Consider the following 21892-nt stretch of genomic DNA (forward strand, 5'->3'; position numbering starts at 1 on the left):
GTTCCAGGAAGCCATCATGACCGCAAAGCTATGACCGAAAGCGGGCTAGAAGAACTTCTTGCCGCAACGCTATACCTTGGAGATTTGGGGTACCAAGGAACTGACGCGATGATCCCGTACAAGAAAGGTCAAAGGCCTGGAACTGGTGAGCTGATTAAGCACGATAAAGCGTTCAATGATCAGCTGGCGAAGATCCGGTGGGCGGTTGAGCAGGGTATCTCCCATTTTAAGAACTGGAAAATCATGGCAGAGATTTACCGAGGAGTTTTCCATGAGTTACCGTCGGTGATTCAGACGATTGGGCGGTTGGAATTCTTCCGGTTGGGGTCGTTGGGAACCCGGTTATGAATAGACTTCAATGTAAAGGAACATGCGACCAGTAACTACTAATCACCGGAAAGTTACTCAATACCTTTGGGCAGAGGGTGATGCCAAGGCTACAGTTGGCCCTAGCCGGTGCCTCCGCCACCGGACCGTTCAGTGCTTTCTAGGCCACTTTCTGACCCCGCGTCGACTACGGCCGTTTTTGACGTCTAGCGCTCATTACTGTGGTGTTGAGGGTTTTGGCGCAGTTCGCAACCCTATTATTAGCCGTGTATAGATCCTGGTGGTTGGTGAGCATCTCGGAGGGTCAAATGCAAGACTTCCAGTGAATGCGCTGCAGTTGATGCTCATACCAATCTCTGGCTCGTCTCCTCTCTTCAAAGAATTATCTCAATGGGCCAACCTACCAATTGAGCATTTTTGGGAGAATGGAGCTGCCTCGTCAACTGCACAAAGGAAATTATCAGCGTAAGAGACTTATCGCCAATCCAACGGGCACCATCGAGTAAAATCCTAATAATTGCTATTCGGGTAGTTGGATTGGGTACGGCACCTGAATCCCTTTCCCAATCAGAGGGTATGTTGAATTCAATCTAAATGACCCTGATTGCAAGTTCTCGTCAGAGCCGTATGGAGGTTAAAGCCTAAGATGACACGCGTCGCGGAAGATACGCAGAAATTCAACGGTGCCCAGATATTCACTGATTCTTCAGAGCAAGCTATTGCTTACCTTAAAGCACATACCCCGCTGACAGACTGGTCAGTTTCTCGCGTGATTGATGGAGAACAGGTCCACCTGCACGTTGAGCCGGATCAGTTACTCACAACGGGCCAACGTGTTGAGTGGGAAGAATCGTTGTGCAGTCGAATGGCCAATGGGGCTGCTCATGTTGTGGGAAATACACGTCTAGATCCCGACTATTCGAGTATGCGATTTTCAGCCAAAGTGGGTGCTTATGCCGGTTATACCCTCAAAGATGACCGAGACGAGATGTTTGGTGTCTTGTGCGGGGTGCGCACCGATCCGCTCACTGAGGAAGAGAAAATAGATGAAGAACTCGTGGCTCTGATCAGTTCACTTCTATCTGCTCAATTGAAGCTCGCGAGAGTAGCTGATAGGGAGCGGAGAAATAGTGAACTATCCGATGCTTTGGCGCAAACAGATGCTTTGACTGGACTGCTCAACCGTCGCGGCTGGGACAAGATCACTAGTGATGCGCAAGAACGTCTTGAGGCGTTCGGAGATGCCGTGTCTGTCGCGGTGATAGACCTCAATGGGCTCAAGGTGGTCAACGACATCCAAGGCCATGTCGCTGGAGATGATTTGTTGCAACGTACTGGCGAGATCTTGAGGAATAAGAGCACCGAATCCTGCCGTGTCGCCCGATATGGAGGCGATGAGTTCATGATTTTGGCCAACGGAGTGTCTCCATCCCAAACAGAATCTTATTTCTCAGCTTTCACAGATGCCTTGGAAGATGCTGGAATTTCTGTCGCCATGGGGCACTGTTCAGCTCAGCCAGGGCGGACCAACGTTGAACAGTGCATTGCAGAAGCTGATGCCTTAATGTATCGGCAGAAATATCAGTAGTTCGTTCGGACCGGCGGCGCTGAACGAACGAACTAAAAGCTTAGACCGGATGTTTGAACAGGCTAACCGCATCTCCTGCCACTGAACAAAGGTATTTACCCGCCGATTAAAATCCATCCCCATTTCTACCACCCCCATTGAAGTGCAGATTCATCATGCCCAACGGAATTACAACGCTGATCTCTTATCCAGGCGACATTCAATCGTGATCAAATTGCCGGTTAGATCAAAAATTTTACCGAGGAAGAAGCTTGCACCAAGAGTTGGATTAGTTCTTGAGAAAAGAACCGATAGCTGATCCAAGGCACGTGTCATCCACACGAACTATTTTCCGAGCTGTTCGAGTGTCTTATTGATATTCATGTTGAAGCGTAACTAACTGAACCTACTAAACGAATATCCGTACCGTAACGAGAGTCTTCGGACTTTAAACGGATCAAAGGAAGGCACCGGTCGAGGATTTCTCCTGGCAGGTGCCTTCCTTTGTATGTGTGCGGTTCCTGATTTGAATTAGGAAACCAATGGATCAGACGCGGATCGCGTCCACAATACGCACCCGGGCTGCTACCAACGCGGGCAGCACGCCGGTAAGCGCGCCCACAGCGATGGAAACTCCCATGCCTAACAGGGCTGCATCCACCGGGAAGCCTGGCATGTCATCTATCCCCATGGCCAGCACGGAGTTGATCAGCTTCGGATTTGTCACCAATGCCACCGAGATCATCACCCCGAGTCCGCCGGCCACAGCCGTGGCGACAACACTTTCCATCATTACAGAGAAGAAGATGCGCCCGGTGGTAGCGCCGAAGCTTCGGCGAATGCCGACCTCGCGGATTCTCTGCTTCATGGTCACCATGGCCACGTTGAGCAGGCTCAATGATCCCAGGAGCAAGATGATGCCTGAGATCCCACCGACCACCAGACTCAGCTGAGATAGAGTTTCGTCGGCGCCCCACGCCAGGTAATCCTGTCGGTTGGAATCCACCATGTAGCCTGGCAGCTCCGCGCGCATCTGCCGCGCAAATTCGAAGGCTAATTCCTCGGAGCCCTCGATGGGCACCCACATGACATAACTGACGTCATCCAGAGGGGTGCTTGACGCAAACCAATGCTCATATGTTTGCGGCAGCATCCATAACTGTCCGCCCATGCCCATATCTCTGGTGGAGGTTGCCCCGATCACCGTCACCGAGACGGCACCGCCGCCGCTCTTTAATTCGATGGTTGCCGGTAACGAGCCCTTGTCCAGCCCCAGCTCGGTGAACAACGCCTTGTCTACCACTACCGCCGGGGAAAGATTCTTCGCGTCTTCGGATTCCAGCCAGCGTCCGTGCTGGGCGGAGATGCGGTGCATTGGCCCGTAGCTCGGGTCAACCACCTGGATCATGGCCTCCGCGTTCAGACCTTGATAGGAGGCCTGCGGACCGTGGGTTCGACCAATCATTGAGGTGTATTCAATATTGAAGCGTTCGCTCGTCTTGGCGAAAGCCTGCGAGACTTCTGCCGAGCTGCGCGGAATTCCTAGGCCGTTAGGATCTGCAGCGTAGGTGGAGATCAGCGCTGGACGTCCCTGACGTTCAAGCTGTTCGGTCATCATCTGCTTGGCCATAGAGGCGCCGGCCACCGCGGTGGTCAGCGAGGCTACCGCGATGGTGACCCCGATGAGCGAGAGCAACACCCGGAGCTTGTGAATGCGCAACTCTTGCCAGGCTTCGAGCAACGCAGCAACAAATCCGGTAGCCATGCGTGCAAGGTTATTCACTAGACAACCTCCAGGCTTAGCGGATGAAGTAGTCCGGATTCCAGACGGAACTGTTGGCGGGCCAGCGCGGCCACATTGGCATCATGTGTAATGGTGATCAGAGCCGCTCCGGAATCAACGGTGGCAGCGTCCAGCAATTCCATGACCGCACGGCCGGTGGACACATCCAGTGCACCGGTCGGTTCATCGGCCAGCACCACACGTGGCCTGCGTACCAATGCGCGAGCGATAGCCACCCGTTGCTGTTCGCCGCCCGAGAGAGTTTGCGGCATCGAATCGAGCCGGGTGCCAAGCCCCACGCGATCAAGTGCCTCGCTGGCCAGCTTGCGTCGTTGCCAGAAGTCGCGTCCGCTGGCGTACATCAGCGGTGCCATCACGTTTTCCAGTGCGGTTCGCCCAGGCAACAGGTTAAATTGTTGGAAGACGAATCCCAGATCACGTCCGCGGGCGGCGGCCGCACGCCGGGCGCTTAAGCCCGAGGCATCTTTACCGCGCCAAGCAACGGTTCCAGAGGTGGGGCGGTCCAATAATCCGAGGATGTTGAGCAGGGTTGATTTGCCGGTGCCAGAGCGTCCCACAATGGCAATGTGGTCCCCTTCGGTGACAGTCAGGTTGATTCCATTGAGGATGTGCAGCTGGCTATCATCGGGCAGTAACACGCTGCGGGTGACATCTGTGAGCTGTAGCAGCTGAGCTGCACTCATCAGGGGTAGATCTCCATTCCCATTTCCTCATCAAATTCCTGTTCCGGGACCGGATCCGAACCAGGAACATAGCGCAGCACTTCGCTATCGGCTTTCAGCCCGGAACGGACTTCGATGACTTTGCCATCGGTGACTCCGAGCTCAACTTCGGTGCGAATTTCCTCGCCATTCTCATCGAGCCGCCAGACCGCGCCCTGACCTACCAATCCGCGCACCGCGCTGACCGGTACGGTCAACACGTTCTCGGCGGATCCAGCCTCGATATCCATGTTCATCGTCAGCCCGTCAAAAACGACGATATCCGCCGGAACATCGCAGGAGGTTTCGCTTCCCGAGCTGTTTTCGTTCTGGGGCTCTCCGCTCATGGACTCCATGTCGGCATTAGGACTTTGGTCCTTGGAAGAATCAGTCGAAGGACCGGAAGTATCACCTACGCGCAAGTTTTTGCAAGTAAATGGTTCGGGCCCGCCATCGATGGTGACTGTCGCTTCCAAGGTTGAATCCGTGAGTCGGTAGCGGTCCAGTGGATTGATGGTGCCAACCGCGGTGAAGTTCTGCGGCTGCACCTTGGCTAGGTCTGCGCCTTTGGTGACTTCATCGTTCAGTTCGATATCAAACTTGGAGACCTTGCCAGTGGCTGGTGCGTAGATATCGCGATAACTCACTACAGGCTTCGCTGGGCCCGAAGAATCTTCTTCGGTAGCAGGATCTGGGTTCGTCTCGGATTCGACCTGCTCGGTGGTCTCGGGCATGGTTTCGATGCGCATCTGGAAGATGCGATCTCCCTTGCTCACATTGTCTCCGGGTTTCACGAAGGCCCAATTGACCACGCCGTCTACCGGGGCATTGAGCGTCTGTGATTCTAGGAGCTTGATGTTACCGGCAATTTTCAGCGTGTTCTCAACGGTGGAAGTTTCCACCATGACGGTTTCGGCGGGTACCTCACCGGTGGGGTATAGCTGGTCGTCTTGCGCCGAGGCACTGCCGGTAAAGGCGAGTTTGACTAGGCTGACGGCAATCAAAGCACCGATCAGTAGCCAGGCGGAGGGAAGGATGAAGCGGCGGAATACGCGGCGTTGACTCATAAGGTGGCTCTTTTCACCACCCTATCGAACCAAATCATTTGGTAAATTCTAGGTATAAACACGCTAAATAGTCAGCTTTACCTAATCGTTATGGACTTTCACACCGCAGGTCAGTCTCGTGACGCTTCCATGAAATCAAACTTGGCAGGCGATTTAGTATGTGGAAATCAGAAACTTGGTGATTGGGTTCTGTCTGAGAGCAGCACCCGAGAAGCTCCATGTGTTGTCAGGGGAGCGGTTACGACTAGCAACCGGATATGGATCTTCGACACTCAACATCTTCTGAACAGTTCGGTAGGGTAAAAGTAGCTAGCCAACGAATGCCTGAAAGGATGCCTATGGGCCTCACCGTTGCTGAGTCCGTAATCCCGCTGATACTTAAGGCAAGGGGCGCCAATAAGCCGTTTGTGACCGAAGCCGGGGCCCGGAAACACCTCAAGAAACGCTATCTACGCCCCATTCCATTTGGCCCTCCGGCAAGGCTTCGAGGGGTGCGCGTAGAACGCCGACTATCAGACCCGTCGGGGTGGCCAGTTTATGATGTGTATTCGGGAAACAAGACTTTGTCACGGCGTGCCACGGGCTGCGTGGTGGTGTATCTTCATGGTGGCGGTTGGGTCAACGAGATCGCCAGTCAGCATTGGCAGATCATTGCACGTATTGCTCGGGAAACCGGTCAGCGAGTGGTGGTACCGATTTACCCACTACTGCCTCTTGGAAATGCTCGTGAGGTTTGCGAGACAACCGTAAATCTGGTCCGTGCTGAAGTAGAAGCAGCGAGCCAGGTCCGAATTGCCGGGGATTCTTCTGGCGGTCAAATTGCTTTGTCCGTGGCTTTGAAATTGCGGGATGCCGGTATTCGGTTGCAGGGGATCACGTTACTCGCGCCAGCGCTGGATCTGACGTGGACTAATCCAGGAATCGATATTGTGCAACCAAGCGATCCGTGGCTTGGGGTTCCGGGCGGCAGGGTACTTTCCGAAGCCTGGCGCGGTTCAGATGATGTGACCGATCCGGTAGTGAGTCCGTTATTTGGAGACATGGCTGGGCTGGGCCCCTTGACGATACTGGTAGGCACCAGGGATGTGCTTAACCCGGATGCGCATCAGCTGCGGCGTAAAGCCGAAGCAGCTGGAGTATCGGTAACCTGGCACGAAGCCCCAGACCAATTACACGTATTTGCACTACTGCCAACCAAAGCCGGTGAACTTGGTGCCCAACAAATTGTAGCAAGCCTGAAACCGGTTGCTTCGGGGAAGTAAGGCTCTGCGTATTCTGTGCGACAACGCGCGAACGCCCGTTATCGCCTAAGTATTTAAGGGATAACGGGCGTCTTCGTGTGCTGAGAAACCGGGCTGATTAGGCCTTGGTGGTTTCGGCAGTTCGTAGGGTTGCGGCGGCACGTTCATCGGCTTCGCGCAGTGCACGCTCCACACGGTCGACATCACGCACGGCGCCCTTATCTGCGGACAATGCCATGGCAGCGTAGGCACGCAGCGCGGGGGAGACCACGCGTTCGCGGTTTGCTGGACGGTAACCGGTGGTGGCCAGCAAACGCTCGCGGCGCTCGGCGAGCACATCATCAGCTACGTTCAGTGTCAGGTCGCGGGTTGGGATGTCGATGGAGATAATATCGCCGTCTTCTACCAAGGCGATCATTCCGCCGGATGCTGCCTCAGGGGAGACGTGTCCAATGGACAATCCCGAGGTGCCGCCGGAGAAACGACCATCGGTGATCAGTGCGCAAGACTTGCCCAGACCGCGCCCCTTGAGGAAGGAGGTCGGGTAGAGCATTTCCTGCATACCCGGACCGCCCTTCGGCCCCTCGTAACGGATGACGACTACGTCGCCTGCCTTAACCTGCTTGTTCAGGATCTTCTCCACCGCCTCGTCCTGGGACTCGCAGACCACTGCCGGACCGCTAAAGGTCCAGATGGAAGGGTCTACGCCAGCGGTCTTAACGACCGCACCATCTACGGCGATGTTGCCGCGCAGTACTGCTAGTCCGCCATCTTTGGAGAAAGCGTGCTCAACTGAGTGGATGCAACCCTCGGCGGCGTCGGTGTCCAGCTCTTCCCAACGCGCTGACTGAGAGCCGGCGGTGGAAGAACGTACGCCACCCGGGGCTGCATGCCATAATTCGCGAGCTTCCTCGCTGGCCTTACCGCCACGGATGTCCCATTCGTCTAGCCATTCACCCATAGTTGCGGCGTGGACCGTGTGGACGGTGTCATCCAATAATCCACCACGGCGCAGTTCGCCCAGGATGGCCGGGATGCCGCCGGCACGGTGGACATCTTCCATGTAGTAGATCTTCCCTGCTCCGGCGGAGTTCGGGGCGACCTTCGCAAGGCATGGAACCCGGCCAGAAATTTCATTGATTTCTTCTAAACCGAACTCGACGCCGGCCTCGTGAGCGGCGGCCAGCAGGTGAAGAATCGTGTTGGTGGAGCCGCCCATGGCGATATCCAAGGTCATCGCGTTGCCGAAGGCTTCGATAGTGGCGATATTACGGGGCAGTACCGTCTGGTCGCTGTCCGCGTAGAAGCGGTTGGCGATATCCACGATGGTCTTACCGGCGTTTTGATACAGCGCCGTGCGTGCGGTGTGAGTGGCCAGCGTAGAGCCGTTGCCCGGCAGGGCCAAACCCATGGCTTCGGTGAGGCAGTTCATTGAGTTAGCGGTGAACATCCCCGAGCATGAACCACAGGTAGGGCAGGCTGATTCTTCAATGCGCAGCAGGTCTGCATCAGAGACGTTCTCGTTCACTGCCTCGGAGATGGCATCGACCAGGTCCAAGGTACGAACGGTGCCGTCGACCAGCGTGGCGCGGCCGGATTCCATCGGGCCGCCGGAAACAAACACGGTAGGGATATTTAAACGCAGGGCCGCCATGAGCATGCCCGGGGTGATCTTGTCGCAGTTGGAAATGCAGATCAGTGCGTCGGCGCAGTGTGCGTTGACCATGTACTCAACCGAGTCGGCAATCAGATCCCGCGAAGGCAGCGAGTAGAGCATTCCGCCATGACCCATGGCGATGCCGTCGTCCACGGCAATGGTGTTAAATTCGCGGGGAATGCCGCCGGCCTCGATGATGGCCTCGGAGACGATGCGGCCTACCGGCTGCAGGTGGGTGTGGCCTGGAACGAATTCGGTGAAGCTGTTGGCCACGGCGATGATTGGTTTGCGGCCTAGATCCGCGCCGTTGACGCCTGCTGCTCGAAGCAGGGCACGGGCGCCGGCCATGTTGCGGCCGTGAGTGATGGTGTGTGAACGATATGTGGTCATTTTAAAATCTCATCATAGATTTGTCCCCAAACCCAGACGGCCTTGATACTAGTAGTACTACTACCATGATAAAAAGGATCAAGAATGAATGCAGGTCAGCGACGCAGGGAAGAGCTTGCCGGTTTCCTCAAAGACCGCCGGGCACGTGCCGAGCGGGCCTCGCATGGACTACCTGAGGTTGGCCGAAGCCGCGTACGCGGGCTGCGCCGCGAGGAAGTTGCGACCCTGGCAGGAGTTTCGGTCACCTGGTACACGTGGCTGGAGCAGGCACGCGATATCAATCCCTCGCGCCAGGTGCTGGACTCGCTGGCCCGGCTCTACCGCCTGTCCCCGGTAGAAAGTACGTACCTCTTGTCGCTGGGCGGACATGGTGAGAAATCCTCGGAAGTCACCAGCGAATTCACGCCAGCGCTGCGAAGGCTGCTCGATGCCCTTGGCTTTCCGGCATTCTTGCTCGGCGCTGATTGGAAGATCATCGGATGGAACGCGGCCTACGCCGAGCTCTATCCACGCATTGCCACCCTGGACGATACTGACCGGAACCTGCTCTGGCTGATCTTCACCGATGACCAGTTACGCGAGATGCTCCCCGACTGGGAAGCGCAGAGCCGCAGCTTTGTGGGCAGTTTTCGCGCGGAAACACGTGGCTGGCTCTCACCGGCTGGCGAGAGCGGCATCGTGGCGCGGGTCTCCGAAGCCTCGCCGGAATTTGCGGCGATTTGGAAGGAACACGACGTGGCCGGATTTGGCACGCGTGAGCGGATGTTCCAGCACCCGGAGAAGGGGCTTACCCGCTACGAGCAGCACAACCTCACTCCGGCCGAAGCTCCGGACCTCACCTTGCTGGTTTACGCTCCGCGCTAGATTACCCCAGCGCACCGGCGCAACGGTTCGCCGGTGCGCTGAACAAGAGCGTGCTTAGTCCAAATCGAGAGTGAAATCTTTCCCGTCGGGGCGCGGAATGCTGATACTGCCGAGCCCATCGGCGGTTTCAGGGAGCATGGCGACGGACACCAGCCCAAAATCGGTGGACCCGAACTCCACCGGCGGGCGCAGATCTTCATGGTTGCCCGGAATTTTGAGCAGTGCGGTGCGGACCGCGTCTTCGGTGAGATCCGGTGGCAGCATGTTCAGTACGACACCGGGGTTGTCTTTGGTTTGTTCGATTCGCAGGGAGAGCCCATCGGTTTTCACCTCGGCAGGCTCATCACATTGCAGGCCAGCCTCGCTGAGTGTGGCGGTTCCATCCCTGTCTCCGCTGTTGGCCCAGGCAATTAAGCACAGGTCGCCCTTGTCATTCACGGCGGCAAATTCTTCTGCGTAGGACAGTCGAGCCAGGGCGCGGAGGCTGACTTGTTTGATCGAAGGATCAGTAACTTCAGCCGGAGGCTGATCTTCGGACGTGTCGGGACGGGAGAGGGTCGGGATGATCTGGTCGGCGGTGACCTGATCCGTTTCAGATGCGGCGGTTGATTGTGCTGTCGGGGCAGAAGTGCCCGCTGCGGAGGAGCTCGTCGCAGAGCTGAGCGTGGATTCGGATGTGGGGTTGCTGCTCGGGCTGCTGGAAGGGTCGCTGACCGCAGTGCACGAGGTGAGAACCAGTGCGAGGGAACCTAGCGAAATAAGAAGCGGGAATTTATATTTCATCATGCACCTTCTGTAGGTTATCTGGCCGTTCTGGCTTCTGGAGCGGCGGTGAATGTGACGAGGAGAGAATGAAACGTTTCATGTTCTGGCTATTTGCCGAAGTAATAAACTAGAGGTAGAACGCAGATTCAGTTCACCCGACAACTCGACGATAACTACTCAAATAGAGATAGGCAACGATTCTAGGTGATTCTTTTCAACGAATGATGAGGATTCCTAAAGTCCACTGAATCAGACTGAATAGTGGGAGAATATTGGGTAAACATCGCAGGCCTAAGGCCGACTGATGATCTTCTAATCCACGGGAGGACGTCAGTTGATTTCAGCAAATAGACTGGTGCCAGTAGGCGCGGAAGCTAATGTTTTTTGAAATAAGCGCGAGTACCAGTGTGATAAGTAACGCGTTATGCGTTAACTAGGCTCTAACGCAATCAAATTGTCTGTTACTCGTGTTTGAGTAGGAACAGGCGAAATTGGTGTCGTGCACGGGCCGGGCAAAGGATCCTATGGGGATAGGATCTGCCTGGCACGCGTATCGTGGGGATGCGAGCACGGCACCGGTTTTGTTTTATTAGGCGCTGGCGAAAAATTCCAGCGCCTTTTCCTTGAACTCGCGGCTGGTGACAGCATTTGCGTGATTACGTCCGGGGAGCCAATGAATGGCTGATTCGGTGCCAGCATTTTTGAGAAGTCGACGAAGCTGAGGCATGGTGGTGGCCAGATCATCATGATCCCCAGCCATCAACAACGTCGGGCAGGCCGGAACCTTCGAAGCCGGAATGTATGGATCAGTCTTGATCGCCTCAATAAGCCGGAAAAGCGCATTAAAGTCGTTGGCGCTTTCTGACTTAGCGATATTGATGACCTTAGCGGTGTACTCGTCGTGTATTTCTTCGCCTCGCTCCATATAAGCGCGTGCCTGATCCACCTCAAAAGCAGCCAGCGGATCGATACTCGCCGGTCCTCCCATCACTAGTCGGTTGACCAGCTGTGGGAAGTGAGCAGCGAATTCCCAGCCGAGGCGTGCGCCGAGCGAATAACCCAACACATCCACTGGACCGAGATTTAGGTCTTCGAGTCCCGCAGCGATAGCTTCGCGGATTCGGGTTGGAGTCCAGCTTCCATCGTTGCGGTAGGGATCTTCTCCATGTCCAGGCAGGTCAAGCAGGATGACATCACGACCTTGGTCATGGAAATGCTGAACCCAGCGTGAACGGTTCCAGTTCATCTGGGCTGATGAGGCGAAGCCGTGTATGAGAAGCACTGCGCGTGCTTCGGATTCATTGCTTGCGGTAATCACACGAAGATTTAGATCCAAACTCATGCTCATGATCCTAGGTGACTTCGTGGTGATCTGCCTCGCCTAACTGTCCTTGGCCGAGGATTGCGGAGAAAGCGAGGTAAAAGTACACGGGTCTGTAGACGAATACACATATTTGCTCTGGATATCGAACTCTTCGTAGACGTGTGATGAGGACTGGCGGCACCGGTTGAAGAAATATTTCTTCGGTGGATTTGGATAGCGGAAAGGCTTCGCCGATGGGTGGCGCCACTCAGATCAGCCGGTGTTTTATGAGCCGAGTTGTGTTTCGAGCACCTACCCTTTGACACATATTACGTGGCACTGCGCGGCCTGAAACGTGATGTGGCTCGCGTATGATTCCAGTTAATGTCAGAATGACTCTAACGAACTGAAATGCGGCAACCTCGCACCCCCAGAACACTGGCGAAAGAACGTAGAACATGTCATCGGTACCCGGATGGGCCAACGTCGACGAGCGGCGCAATCTGCCGCCCGCCTTGGCGGTTTCCACGGTAATCCTCGGAATCCGGCGCGATCCAGAAGGCGGACCGGGCAAACTCTGCCTGCCACTGGTACGGCGGATACGCCAACCGCATGCCGGGCTCTGGGCATTACCCGGTGGGCCGGTCGGCTCACGCGAATCCTTGGGCCAGGCCGCAGGACGCACCTTGGCAGAGACCACCGGACTGCACCCGAAGTACCTAGAACAGCTCTACACCTTTGGTGACATCAGCCGTTCGCCAACCCACCGGCTGGTGACCATTGCGTACTTCGCTTTGGTGAACATCGACGAGGTAGGTACCCGTGTACCGGATGAAAACGTCGCATGGTTTGGTGTCGATGATCCACAGATTGCAGAGATGGCCTTTGACCACCGAAAAATCGTGGACTACGCGTTGTGGCGTTTAGCGAATAAAACCGAGTATGGGCAGATCGCTCACCGACTACTGGGCGAAAGATTCACCCTCGCCCAGTTGCGGCTGGTCTACGAAGCCATTCTCGGCAAAGAACTTGACCCGGCGAACTTTCGCCGGCAATTAAAAAACACCGCCTCGATCGAGGCCACCGACGAATATTTAGCAGGCGGCAAGCACAGGCCGCCACGGCTGTACCGGTATCTCGGACACGGCCCCGATCCCATGGAAGTAGACACCAGCAAATGAGCGAACAGACTCTCTCCTCGACCATTACCCGGCTCACTCTTTTGGCGCCAGATTCCACGTGCTCCACGGATCTGGCAACCAACCCATGGGATACCCCAGCCGGCTACGGTCCTGGTGCCTCACAGGAAGACAATATTCCCACCGGATACCCGGTGCAGGGTGGGCTACCCGAAGAATACAAGCGCGCCAGCGATGAAGAATTAGACACCCGAATTCGCGCCGCCCGCGAAACCTTAGGCGAGCGCGCGGTGATCCTCGGCCACTTCTACCAGCGTGACGAGGTTGTGCAGTATGCGGATTTTGTAGGGGACTCCTTCCAGCTGGCCAATGCGGCACAGACCCGCGATAAGGCCGAAGCGATCATATTCTGTGGTGTGCACTTCATGGCAGAAACCGCAGACATTCTTTCCAAGCCTGAGCAAGCAGTCATCCTGCCCAACCTGGCCGCGGGCTGCTCCATGGCCGATATGGCGGATGGGCCCAGTGTCCAGCAGTGCTGGGATGAGCTGACCGAGCTGTATAAGGATGAGCCAGATGATGGGCGGATGCCTGTCATTCCCGTGACGTATATGAATTGCTCTGCAGAACTCAAGGCATTCGTAGGAAAAAATGGCGGACTCGTCTGCACCAGTTCCAATGCCGCGACGGTGCTTGCATGGGCTTTTGAACGTGGCCGCCGCGTGCTGTTCTTCCCTGACCAGCACCTAGGACGCAATACCGCGAAGGCCATGGGCGTGCCATTGGAAAAGATGCCAATGTGGACCCCACGCAAAGCACTGGGTGGAAACAGCGAAGAAACTATGCGCGAAGCACAGGTGATTTTGTGGCACGGATTCTGCTCCGTGCACAAACGCTTCAACCCGGCCCAGATAACCAAGGCCCGCGAGGATTACCCTGGTGTGCGTGTCATTGTGCACCCCGAGTGCCCTATGGAAGTGGTGGACGCCGCTGACGAAGCTGGATCCACTGACTACATCCGCCGGGCTATCGCAGATGCCACGGAACCAACAGTTTTTGCCATTGGTACCGAGATCAACATGGTCAACCGTCTGGCGTCCGAATACCCGCAGCACACGATCTTTTGCCTGGATCCGGTGATCTGCCCCTGCTCCACGATGTACCGCATTCACCCGGGCTACCTTGCCTGGGTTTTGGAAGAGCTCGTGGCCGGGCGCGTGGTCAACCGGATCCAGGTCCCAGAAAATCAGCAGGGTGATGCAAAAATCGCGCTGGAGCGTATGCTCGCGGCCAAGCCATGACCAAAACCACCGGGCGTCATTTAGTCATTATCGGATCCGGGGTGGCGGGACTGAGCGCCGCGTTGGAAGCCGTGCGTCTCGGTTCGCAGGTGACGGTGCTGACCAAAGACGCACTGGGCGATGGAAACAGCAAGCTCGCCCAGGGCGGACTCTCGGCGGTCACTGTTCAGGGCGTAGCCGCCGGAGATAGCGTCCAAGCGCATGTGGCGGACACGCTGAAAGCTGGGGCCGGGCACTGCGGTGTGAATGCGGTGCAGCTGATGTGCGCTGCGGCCGGTGAGCTGGTCGCGACGCTCGAAGACTACGCGGTGAATTTTGATGCCAACGCGGATGGAAGCTACCAGCTGGGTCTTGAAGCCGCGCATAGTGCCCACCGAATTCTGCACGTGGACGGGGACGCCACAGGTGCAGGACTGATTGATGCGCTACGTCAGGCGGTGCGCTTGGCTCACAAGGCCGGGCAGCTGGAGATTATTGAGTACGCGCTGGCGAACGGGCTCGAATTTGCTGATGACCAACTGCGCGGCGTGAGCTACCTGCACGATGATCAGGAACTGGTGCTCGAGACCGACGCGGTGCTGCTGGCTACCGGGGGACTGGGATCGCTTTTTACTGCAAGCACCAACCCGGCCGGCGCCACAGCGGATGGCATCGGGCTGGCTGCTCGGGCCGGAGCGGTCATTGCCGACGCTGAGTTCATCCAGTTCCATCCCACGCTGGTGGATCCACTCAAGTACCCGCAGGCCGGGATGATCAGCGAGGCGGTGCGTGGTGAGGGAGCAATTCTGGTCACCGAATCCGGTGACCGGTTCATGCCGGCCATCCATGAGTTGGCAGAACTTGCGCCCAGGGATGTGGTGGCCCGTGCGATTCACGGACAAAACCTTGCAGGACACCGGGTGTTCCTCGATGCCAGGGCGGTGGAACAAAAACAAGGTGCAGGATTTTTGACACGCCGTTTCCCTTCCATTAGCGCACGGCTGAAGGCGGCCGGACTGGATCTGGCGGCGCAACCCATTGAGGTGGTGGCAGCTCAGCACTATTGGATGGGCGGAATCCATACCGACACTAAGGGGCGCAGTAGTGTGCCAGGACTCTATGCGGCCGGCGAATGCGCAAACACCATGGTGCATGGTGCCAACCGTCTGGCCAGCAACTCGCTGCTCGAAGCTATGGTCTTCGCACGTCAAGCGGTGCGAGCCATGATTACTGATCAAGCCGGCCGCGTTTGCGACACCTCACAGCTGCAACTGAGCGAGCTTCCGCCGGCAAAAAACGACGCCCCGTTGGAGCTACACCAACTCCAGACACTGGCCAGCGAACACCTCGGCGTGCACCGTACAGGGCAAGGACTACAATCCTTGCGTAGTGTGCTTGAAAGCAGTGCCCCGGTAGCCCAAGGCCGGCGCGAACTGGCCGAGCTGACAAACCTCTGGATCACCGCAAGGATCATCACTCAAGGTGCGATTCGGCGAACGAGTAGCCTTGGGGCGCATCACCGACTTGATGCACAAGACGGCCAACAGGCCGCCATTCGATACGGCTTCCGGCTGGCGCATACCCAGCAAAGCGTTAACCGGACACAGAGCAAGGAAATCAACGCGTGAACCAAGTAACCCACCCGGTGCCCACCGCCGCAATCGACCGCATCCTGGAGTTCGCCTTCGCAGAGGATAATCCGCGCGGAGATATCACCGCGGACACCATCGTGCCCGCCGGTGCCAAAGCCACCGTCGCGGTACGTGCGCGGGAAGCCGGCGTGCTTGCAGGCGGAACCGTGTTCGCCCGGGCCATGACGATGATCAACCCGGAAATCCATGTGGTCCAGCTGGTGAAGGAAGGCCAAGAATTTGAAGTTGGCGACAGGTTGCTGACCGTCACGGGTCCCGCGGCCTCGGTGCTTACCGCCGAACGTGTGGCATTGAACCTGTTGCAGCGGATGAGCGCCATTGCCACCGCCACGCGCGAGCTGGTCACCTTGGTTTCCCATACCAAGGCAAGGATTGCCGATACCCGAAAAACTACTCCGGGGCTCAGAGTCTTGGAACGCTACGCGGTGCGTTGCGGCGGGGGAGTAAACCACCGCGATAATCTTTCCGAAGCGTTTATGGCTAAGGACAATCACCTGGCCTTGTTGGATGACGGTGAAGAGTTGACCAGTGCGTTGCAGGCAGTGCGTGCCCGGTTGGGCCACACCACCGCGATGGAGGTAGAAGTTGATTCCATCGAGCAGATCCCCGCGGTGCTCGCCGCCGGGGTAGACATCATCATGTTGGACAACTTCGCGGTGGCTGACTTGCCGGCAGCAATCAAGCTGATCAACGGGCAAGCAACTATCGAAGCCAGCGGCAATGTGCGAGCCGATACCGTGGCCGCGATTGCCCAGAGCGGTGTGGACATTATTTCTTCGGGCGCCATCACCCACTCGGTGCAAGCCATTGACCTTGGCCTCGATATGGTTGTTGCATGATCTATATGGATGCGGCCTCCACCGCGCCGCCTCGCCAAGAGGTGCTGGACCTGGTGACCCCGCTGCTGACCAGCAACTTCGGCAACCCCGCCTCGCTTCATGAGCAGGGACATCAGGCCAAACGCGCCAACGATTGGGCTCGTGCACAAGTTGCCGGGTGCTTAGATGTGCAGACAAATGAAATCTATTTCACCTCCGGTGGTACCGAAGCGGATAACACCGCAATTATCGGCGCAGCGCTGGGCAGCCCCCGCGGCAAAGTTGTGGTGACAAGCTCCATTGAGCATCCTGCGGTACTGGAGGCCTGCGCCTATTTGGTGCAATTCCACGGATTTGAACACCGGGTTATTCCGGTGGACTACGCCGGCTTGGTAGATCTTGAGCAAGCGGCGAAACTCATCGATGAGCACGTTGCGGTGGTTTCGGTCATGGCCGTGAACAACGAGGTGGGGACCATCCAGCCGCTCGCGCAGATCTCCGGGCTGGCTCGTGCGGCCGGTGCGCTGATGCACACCGACGCCGTGCAGGCTGCCGGCTGGCTGGACCTGGCCGAACTCGCAACACAGGTAGATGCGCTGAGCCTCTCCGGGCATAAGATCGGTGCGCTCAAGGGCAGCGGAGTTCTTTACTTTTCCAACCAATACCCGCTGGTGCCATTGCTGCACGGTGGCGGCCAGCAGGGCGGGGTGCGTTCCGGTACCGAGAACCCCGCAGCTGCGGTGGGAATCGCACGAGCCTTGCAAGTTTGCGCCGAGCAACGCAATGCCGGCACCGGTGATGGCTACGGCCGCTACCTGATTGAACGAATTACCAAGCAGCTGAACGCCAAGGGTGAGGGGCTAGTGAAGTTGACCGGCCACGAACAACAGCGTGTGGGCGGAATCGTTTCCTTCGTTTTCCCGCGTACAGCAGGGGAGACGGTGCTCATTGAGCTTGAACGACGTGGTGTGCTGTGCTCTTCTGGTTCTGCTTGTTCAGCTGGAAGTACTGACCCGTCGGCCGTGCTGGTCGCAATGGGATATGAAGCAGAACTTGCCCACACCGCGGTGCGCTTATCGTTCGGCCGGGGAATCAAGGAAAACGAGCTCAGCCAGGTGGCCAGCGCGCTGGTGGCCACGGTGACCAGCTTGGTGTCCAAAGAAAAATAGCGGTAAGTAAATCCTTGTCCGGAGTTGTTCGGAAAAGGGTAATTTATGTGATTTGTCGACATTCCTTTCTTCTTTCTCGATATGGTGATGCTTCAACGTTGACTAGGCGCTTAGACAATGTTCTGAGAACTGAAAGAGAGACTGAAGGATGACGATTTCCTCTCATCTGTACAAGAAAAGCCGAGACAGCGAACACGGGACTTGGGCGGTGTGGGGTGATCCTTCTGGATCATTGCCCATCTCAGGAGATAACCTGCATTTTCCTGCCGACGACGAGTCGCTACTGGACGTCCTTCATACTGACGTTGTAGTAGTTGCCTTGAACCGTGGGAGTAAACGAGAAATTGACGGCCCACCAAACTTCCATACAAGCGTAAAGTCAAACGACCATCTGCTGGGCGAAGCGCTACGTGGCACCCCGGTGTGGGGCGCTTACATGACGGATCTGGCTAAGGATATCTTTGACCCTGATGCAACAAAGGCAATTCCAAAGTCTTCTGACTTTGACGCGTTGTTGGAAGAAGTCCGTGGCCTAGGTGCTACCAACCCGACATTTCTAGTTTTGGGAAAGCAAGCTCACCAATTGATTCAACAGCTTGCGGCAGAACGAAAGTATCCTGGCAAGGTAATCCTTCTCCCGCACTATTCGGGAGCCAATAACGGTAATATTTCTAGATACTATAACGAGATCTTTGGACCTGACTCCGCAAGATCCGTATCGAACATTGAACGATACAAGACGGTTGTGAAGTCTATCTTGGACGAGCAACTTCAGCTATCTCGATAGTTGTAAAACGGCTGCCGCGGAGCGCCTCCGTCAGGGCGTCGCTCCGCGGCAGTTTTTATCGGCACAGCAAGGTAGTCAATAAGAAGAAGACCCAGGTTCGACCCGTCTTAGGGCAAGCCGATGCTGGTCACAATAATGGCGTCGTGCTTACCAAAGTATGCCCGTGGGTGTCGAATCACTGATAAATGTAGTAGTGAGATGACTGGGCTACTGTGGACTAGTTTTAGTTAGATCGCGTCGACAGTAGTAGTTTCCAGAAGTGCTAAACATAGACACCATCCGTTAGCAACAGCGAAATCACGTGGTTTCGTTGGATGTTATTGCGTACCAGGCGGCTTACCTAAGCCCGGCATGCCTGACACGCAGCAAGGGATGAACTGAGCTATTTTTTGGTGACGGTGAATTTGCCGCCGGAGGCATCAATGTTGCAGTAGCCAGGGTCTGTATCGAACGGCATCATGCAAGCACCGACACCCATAATTTCCGCAGCACCCGTACTTATCGGCTGCTTGAGGATCTGGGAGAAGAATGCCTTGGCTTCATCGCAGGACAAGCCTGAATCGCCGAGATCATAAGTGTACTGAGCGCCTACGCAGTTACCGCCAGTAGCTTCTTGTTCAGCTGGTGCGGCTTTCAGCTGCTTGAAAGACAGCATGGTCTTTTTAAGATCCTTGTACTCGGCGGTCTTGGTGTAAGCCTTGAATCGCTTGGTGCCTTTTAGCGCTGGGTCTACACCTGGAAGCACTGCTTTATTATCGAGCTTTCCCTGAAAAATGCCTGTTCCACCGGTGTAGACAGGACCATCAAGAGGAGCTTCCCATATTGGTGTAATTTCAGGTTCAATTGCTGTGAGCATCATCCATGCTTCATTCGGTGAACCGTTATATGAGATAAATGCGTAGTTCATCATCTTGTGGGCAGGGTCCGGCGTCGAATCAATCAGTGTGTTTTCTTCAGTGGTCGGACGTACGGTGAGGTCAAAGACTTCTGGGTATCCGGTGCGTACCTCTGCGAGGTCGCGTCCATTTTCAGAGACGATGTTGAAGCTTGCCGTCATGTCTTTCACTAACTGATACTGGTCCGGCTTGATCGTCTCGATCTTCCAATTGGACGGAAGCTCGATCTGGAAGTTCTCGTTGGCGAACTTGTGTTTCGCCCATGTCACCTCGGCTGGGGTTGGAGAAGCCGTTGGTGTGGCAGAAGTAGCTGTCGCAGCAGGGGAACCTGAATTTGTCTCGGCTGCGGCCTCCGCGCTTGGTGAGGTTGAATTTGCGGACGGTTCTGTTGGTTCCGTGGCTGAATTCGCACTGCAGCCTGCGAGCAGCATGGCCGTGGCGAGTGTTAAGCCAGCCCACTTAGTCTTGTGACTTACTTTTTGAACGCTCATTGAACAACCCCCAGAGTTTATGCAGGCAGAATCTCCTACTGAGACCGCCATTATTCGCAATTCTATGAGAGAGCTGTGCGGCCTGTGACCCGCCACTCTGACAATTACTGGGAGTTGACTGGGTATGTGGTAAACGATTGCGCCATTGATGATTTAAAGCGCACGGTGCACCAAGCGCTAGTTTTGTCGAAGCCGCAGTAGGTGGCTTTTATTCTCGACTTTTGATTACGGCAAAATGGCTGTTGTATCTACGTGGCGTTTGCGTGTCAACGAATATCCGTGTCGTCGCCATTTAGCGCGCCATACCTAAAATAACGTCTTGATGGTCAGTGGCCTCGGCGTATGCCGAGGCCACTGCGTCATAAAAATGAGGTGGAGAGCAACTGCTCTTCCTACTTCAGGTAAGTACCCGAAACCCAACCCTTCTTCGACTTGTACTTCACCGGATACCAGCCGGACTTCTTCGAGCCGGTGATTTCGACCTTCTTCCCCTTTGGAATGGTCAAAACGACCTGTTTTTTGGTGCTGTTTCCGGTACGCATATTCAAGTTCGCGGTGGTCGTTTTAGTCTTGACCTTTTTCTTCGGGGAGCTTTCGGTCTTAGGCTTCGACTTCTTTGGCGTCGAGGTATTGCTCAGGTAGGTGCCGGAGACCCATCCGGTCTTGGACTTGTACGTCACCTGCAGCCAACCGGACTTGGTTTTCCCGGTGGCCTTGACCGTCTTGCCCTTTGGAATGGTCAGAATGACGCGGTTGCTGGTGCCGGCCCCAGCGCGCATATTTAGGTTGGCAGTCGTTTTCTTTGACGAGCTGTTCGGCTTAGGGGAAGGCTTCTTGGTTTCTTTCTTTTTCGTTTCGGACTTAGGCATCGAAACATTGCTCAAATACGTTCCGGAGACCCATCCGGTCTTCGACTTATAGGTGACCTGATACCAGCCGGACTTCTTGGATCCGGTCAACTTGACGCTCTTGCCCCGCGGGATGGTGAGAATGACCCGGTTGCCGGCGCCGGCCCCGGAGCGCATATTCAGATTCGCCGTGGTCTTAGCGGTGCCCTTCACGGTTTTAGGGCTGTTCTTCTTGGTCGAGGCCACCCCATGGAAGTGCTCGAAGGTTTTAGCGCCCGAATTCTTGTAGGACTTGGCTAGGGAAGTACCGACGTAGCGGAAATGCCATGGTTCGTAGGCATAACCGGTGACCGATTCCTGGCCCTTTGGGTAGCGCAGGATGAACCCATACTTATGGGCGTTTTTCTTCATCCACTTTCCCACGGGAGTGCCTTCAAAACAGGACTGCAGCGCACAGGCACCGTTGTAGTTTCCTACGTCGGCGGCGAGTCCGGTCTGATGCTCGCTGGTTCCAGGCTTGGCCGAGATGCGTTCGGCATACTTCTTGCCGTACATCCTGGAGTATTGGTTAAACAGTTGTGCCTGACGGTTGTATGACCGGTAGCCACTGATTAGTTTGACCCGGACACCGGACTTCTTGGCTGCCTTCACCATTTTGTTGTAGGCCCCAGCGGCTTCCGGGCGAAGGCGAATACCGGTGCCGCTAACCGTGCTGGTCTTGGGTGTGTATCTCGCCGGCTTCAGCGGGTAGCTTTTGTTGACGAATACATCTAGGTGGCTCGGGTTGCGGTCCAGTTTCCGTGCGGCCACGACGGATATCGGGTTTGCGCTCGTCGGTGCTATCGACGAAGCGGTGGCCATCGAGGTTGCTGAATGCACGGTCGCTGATTGTCCGGCAGCTATGGCCGCGCCCGGAAGGGTCCCTAAGGAAAGTGCGGCTCCGAGCGCCATGGCAGTGAAAATCTTTGGGCCAAAGTATTTGGGCATCTGAAGTTACTCCGTTGTCCAAGTGATGATGCTCCATTCGACCACTCTTTGGGCTCGTGGGACAAGGGAAATCTTGACTCGTTTTGAAACGTTCTTCAGACGATTAGTGGGAGATGTTCGCGGAAAAGTTTATAAATTC

18 protein-coding genes are annotated in these 21892 nt (G+C 56.0%); 10 read left to right on the forward strand and 8 right to left on the reverse strand.

Annotated elements, in window-relative coordinates; all coding sequences use genetic code 11:
- A partial coding sequence (locus tag CIK74_RS10145) for a transposase family protein (protein ID WP_141392921.1) occupies positions 1-348 on the forward strand: 348 nt, incomplete at its 5' end.
- A 625-nt stretch (positions 349-973) separates the two neighbouring features.
- Positions 974-1915 carry a GGDEF domain-containing protein gene (locus CIK74_RS10150; RefSeq protein WP_096256102.1) on the forward strand — a complete coding sequence of 314 codons (942 nt, stop codon included), beginning with the start codon at positions 974-976 and terminating at the stop codon, positions 1913-1915.
- Between the two features lie 526 nt (positions 1916-2441).
- On the opposite strand, the gene CIK74_RS10155 is transcribed toward CIK74_RS10150, so the two are convergent.
- Genes CIK74_RS10155 through CIK74_RS10165 form a run of 3 tightly spaced genes read right to left on the reverse strand, consistent with a single transcriptional unit; the run spans position 2442 to position 5466 of the window.
- A complete protein-coding gene (locus CIK74_RS10155; protein ID WP_096256103.1) occupies positions 2442-3677 on the reverse strand; it encodes an ABC transporter permease in 1236 nt (411 codons plus the stop codon).
- The gene (locus CIK74_RS10160; protein WP_096256104.1) at positions 3677-4381 is read right to left on the reverse strand and encodes an ABC transporter ATP-binding protein; all 705 of its coding nucleotides are present in this window, start codon (positions 4379-4381) and stop codon (positions 3677-3679) included. Before CIK74_RS10160 ends, CIK74_RS10155 begins: the two co-directional genes overlap by 1 nt.
- Positions 4381-5466: an efflux RND transporter periplasmic adaptor subunit gene (locus CIK74_RS10165; protein ID WP_096256105.1), complete on the reverse strand. Its 1086-nt coding sequence runs from the start codon at positions 5464-5466 to the stop codon at positions 4381-4383. Before CIK74_RS10165 ends, CIK74_RS10160 begins: the two co-directional genes overlap by 1 nt.
- A gap of 338 nt (positions 5467-5804) precedes the next feature.
- Between CIK74_RS10165 and CIK74_RS10170 the strand changes: the two genes are divergently transcribed.
- Complete coding sequence (locus tag CIK74_RS10170) at positions 5805-6728, forward strand: alpha/beta hydrolase fold domain-containing protein (RefSeq protein ID WP_096256106.1); 924 nt, start codon at positions 5805-5807, stop codon at positions 6726-6728.
- A 97-nt stretch (positions 6729-6825) separates the two neighbouring features.
- Here the strand turns inward: CIK74_RS10170 and ilvD are convergent, their stop codons facing one another.
- Positions 6826-8754 (reverse strand): dihydroxy-acid dehydratase, encoded by a 1929-nt coding sequence (gene ilvD, locus CIK74_RS10175; protein WP_096256107.1) that lies wholly within the window; start codon positions 8752-8754, stop codon positions 6826-6828.
- Between the two features lie 84 nt (positions 8755-8838).
- On the opposite strand from ilvD, the gene CIK74_RS10180 reads away from it, so the two are divergent.
- Complete coding sequence (locus CIK74_RS10180) at positions 8839-9618, forward strand: helix-turn-helix transcriptional regulator (RefSeq protein ID WP_096256108.1); 780 nt, start codon at positions 8839-8841, stop codon at positions 9616-9618.
- A 54-nt stretch (positions 9619-9672) separates the two neighbouring features.
- Here CIK74_RS10180 and CIK74_RS10185 read toward each other — a convergent pair whose 3' ends face one another.
- Both CIK74_RS10185 and CIK74_RS10190 read right to left on the reverse strand, forming a co-directional pair.
- Positions 9673-10404 (reverse strand): hypothetical protein, encoded by a 732-nt coding sequence (locus CIK74_RS10185; RefSeq protein WP_141392922.1) that lies wholly within the window; start codon positions 10402-10404, stop codon positions 9673-9675.
- A 568-nt stretch (positions 10405-10972) separates the two neighbouring features.
- Positions 10973-11725, reverse strand: a complete 753-nt coding sequence (locus CIK74_RS10190) for an alpha/beta fold hydrolase (RefSeq protein WP_170947834.1) — start codon at positions 11723-11725, stop codon at positions 10973-10975.
- Between the two features lie 419 nt (positions 11726-12144).
- Between CIK74_RS10190 and CIK74_RS10195 the strand changes: the two genes are divergently transcribed.
- From CIK74_RS10195 to CIK74_RS10220, 6 genes are all read left to right on the forward strand, one after another.
- Positions 12145-12867, forward strand: coding sequence for an NUDIX domain-containing protein (locus CIK74_RS10195; RefSeq protein ID WP_096256111.1), 723 nt, complete (start codon positions 12145-12147; stop codon positions 12865-12867).
- Positions 12864-14126, forward strand: a complete 1263-nt coding sequence (nadA, locus tag CIK74_RS10200) for a quinolinate synthase NadA (RefSeq protein ID WP_096256112.1) — start codon at positions 12864-12866, stop codon at positions 14124-14126. Before CIK74_RS10195 ends, nadA begins: the two co-directional genes overlap by 4 nt.
- The gene (locus CIK74_RS10205) at positions 14123-15733 is read left to right on the forward strand and encodes an FAD-dependent oxidoreductase (RefSeq protein ID WP_096256113.1); all 1611 of its coding nucleotides are present in this window, start codon (positions 14123-14125) and stop codon (positions 15731-15733) included. Before nadA ends, CIK74_RS10205 begins: the two co-directional genes overlap by 4 nt.
- Positions 15730-16596 carry a carboxylating nicotinate-nucleotide diphosphorylase gene (gene nadC / locus CIK74_RS10210; RefSeq protein ID WP_096256114.1) on the forward strand — a complete coding sequence of 289 codons (867 nt, stop codon included), beginning with the start codon at positions 15730-15732 and terminating at the stop codon, positions 16594-16596. Before CIK74_RS10205 ends, nadC begins: the two co-directional genes overlap by 4 nt.
- A complete protein-coding gene (locus CIK74_RS10215) occupies positions 16593-17744 on the forward strand; it encodes a cysteine desulfurase family protein (protein WP_096256115.1) in 1152 nt (383 codons plus the stop codon). The genes nadC and CIK74_RS10215 overlap by 4 nt, the downstream gene beginning before the upstream one ends.
- 148 nt (positions 17745-17892) lie before the next feature.
- The gene (locus tag CIK74_RS10220) at positions 17893-18531 is read left to right on the forward strand and encodes a hypothetical protein (protein ID WP_096256116.1); all 639 of its coding nucleotides are present in this window, start codon (positions 17893-17895) and stop codon (positions 18529-18531) included.
- Between the two features lie 382 nt (positions 18532-18913).
- Here the strand turns inward: CIK74_RS10220 and CIK74_RS10225 are convergent, their stop codons facing one another.
- Entirely contained in the window at positions 18914-19918 is a 1005-nt protein-coding gene (locus CIK74_RS10225) for a hypothetical protein (RefSeq protein ID WP_141392923.1), read from the reverse strand.
- Between the two features lie 392 nt (positions 19919-20310).
- Entirely contained in the window at positions 20311-21753 is a 1443-nt protein-coding gene (locus tag CIK74_RS10235) for a D-alanyl-D-alanine carboxypeptidase family protein (protein ID WP_096256119.1), read from the reverse strand.
- Positions 21754-21892: the final 139 nt, after the last annotated feature.

This window comes from Glutamicibacter sp. BW77, assembly GCF_002332285.1.
Taxonomy (GTDB): Bacteria; Actinomycetota; Actinomycetes; order Actinomycetales; family Micrococcaceae; genus Glutamicibacter; species Glutamicibacter bergerei.

Excerpts from the sequence above, each read along its gene's own strand:
- CIK74_RS10205 (WP_096256113.1), top strand. The coding sequence starts at position 14,123 with ATGACCAAAACCACCGGGCGTCATTTAGTCATTATCGGATCCGGGGTG.
- CIK74_RS10190 (WP_170947834.1), bottom strand. The coding sequence starts at position 11,725 with ATGAGTTTGGATCTAAATCTTCGTGTGATTACCGCAAGCAATGAATCC.
- CIK74_RS10180 (WP_096256108.1), top strand. The coding sequence starts at position 8,839 with ATGAATGCAGGTCAGCGACGCAGGGAAGAGCTTGCCGGTTTCCTCAAA.
- ilvD (WP_096256107.1), bottom strand. The coding sequence starts at position 8,754 with ATGACCACATATCGTTCACACACCATCACTCACGGCCGCAACATGGCC.
- CIK74_RS10160 (WP_096256104.1), bottom strand. The coding sequence starts at position 4,381 with ATGAGTGCAGCTCAGCTGCTACAGCTCACAGATGTCACCCGCAGCGTG.
- CIK74_RS10170 (WP_096256106.1), top strand. The coding sequence starts at position 5,805 with ATGGGCCTCACCGTTGCTGAGTCCGTAATCCCGCTGATACTTAAGGCA.
- CIK74_RS10150 (WP_096256102.1), top strand. The coding sequence starts at position 974 with ATGACACGCGTCGCGGAAGATACGCAGAAATTCAACGGTGCCCAGATA.
- CIK74_RS10220 (WP_096256116.1), top strand. The coding sequence starts at position 17,893 with ATGACGATTTCCTCTCATCTGTACAAGAAAAGCCGAGACAGCGAACAC.
- CIK74_RS10195 (WP_096256111.1), top strand. The coding sequence starts at position 12,145 with ATGTCATCGGTACCCGGATGGGCCAACGTCGACGAGCGGCGCAATCTG.
- CIK74_RS10165 (WP_096256105.1), bottom strand. The coding sequence starts at position 5,466 with ATGAGTCAACGCCGCGTATTCCGCCGCTTCATCCTTCCCTCCGCCTGG.
- CIK74_RS10215 (WP_096256115.1), top strand. The coding sequence starts at position 16,593 with ATGATCTATATGGATGCGGCCTCCACCGCGCCGCCTCGCCAAGAGGTG.
- nadA (WP_096256112.1), top strand. The coding sequence starts at position 12,864 with ATGAGCGAACAGACTCTCTCCTCGACCATTACCCGGCTCACTCTTTTG.
- CIK74_RS10235 (WP_096256119.1), bottom strand. The coding sequence starts at position 21,753 with ATGCCCAAATACTTTGGCCCAAAGATTTTCACTGCCATGGCGCTCGGA.
- CIK74_RS10185 (WP_141392922.1), bottom strand. The coding sequence starts at position 10,404 with ATGATGAAATATAAATTCCCGCTTCTTATTTCGCTAGGTTCCCTCGCA.
- CIK74_RS10225 (WP_141392923.1), bottom strand. The coding sequence starts at position 19,918 with ATGAGCGTTCAAAAAGTAAGTCACAAGACTAAGTGGGCTGGCTTAACA.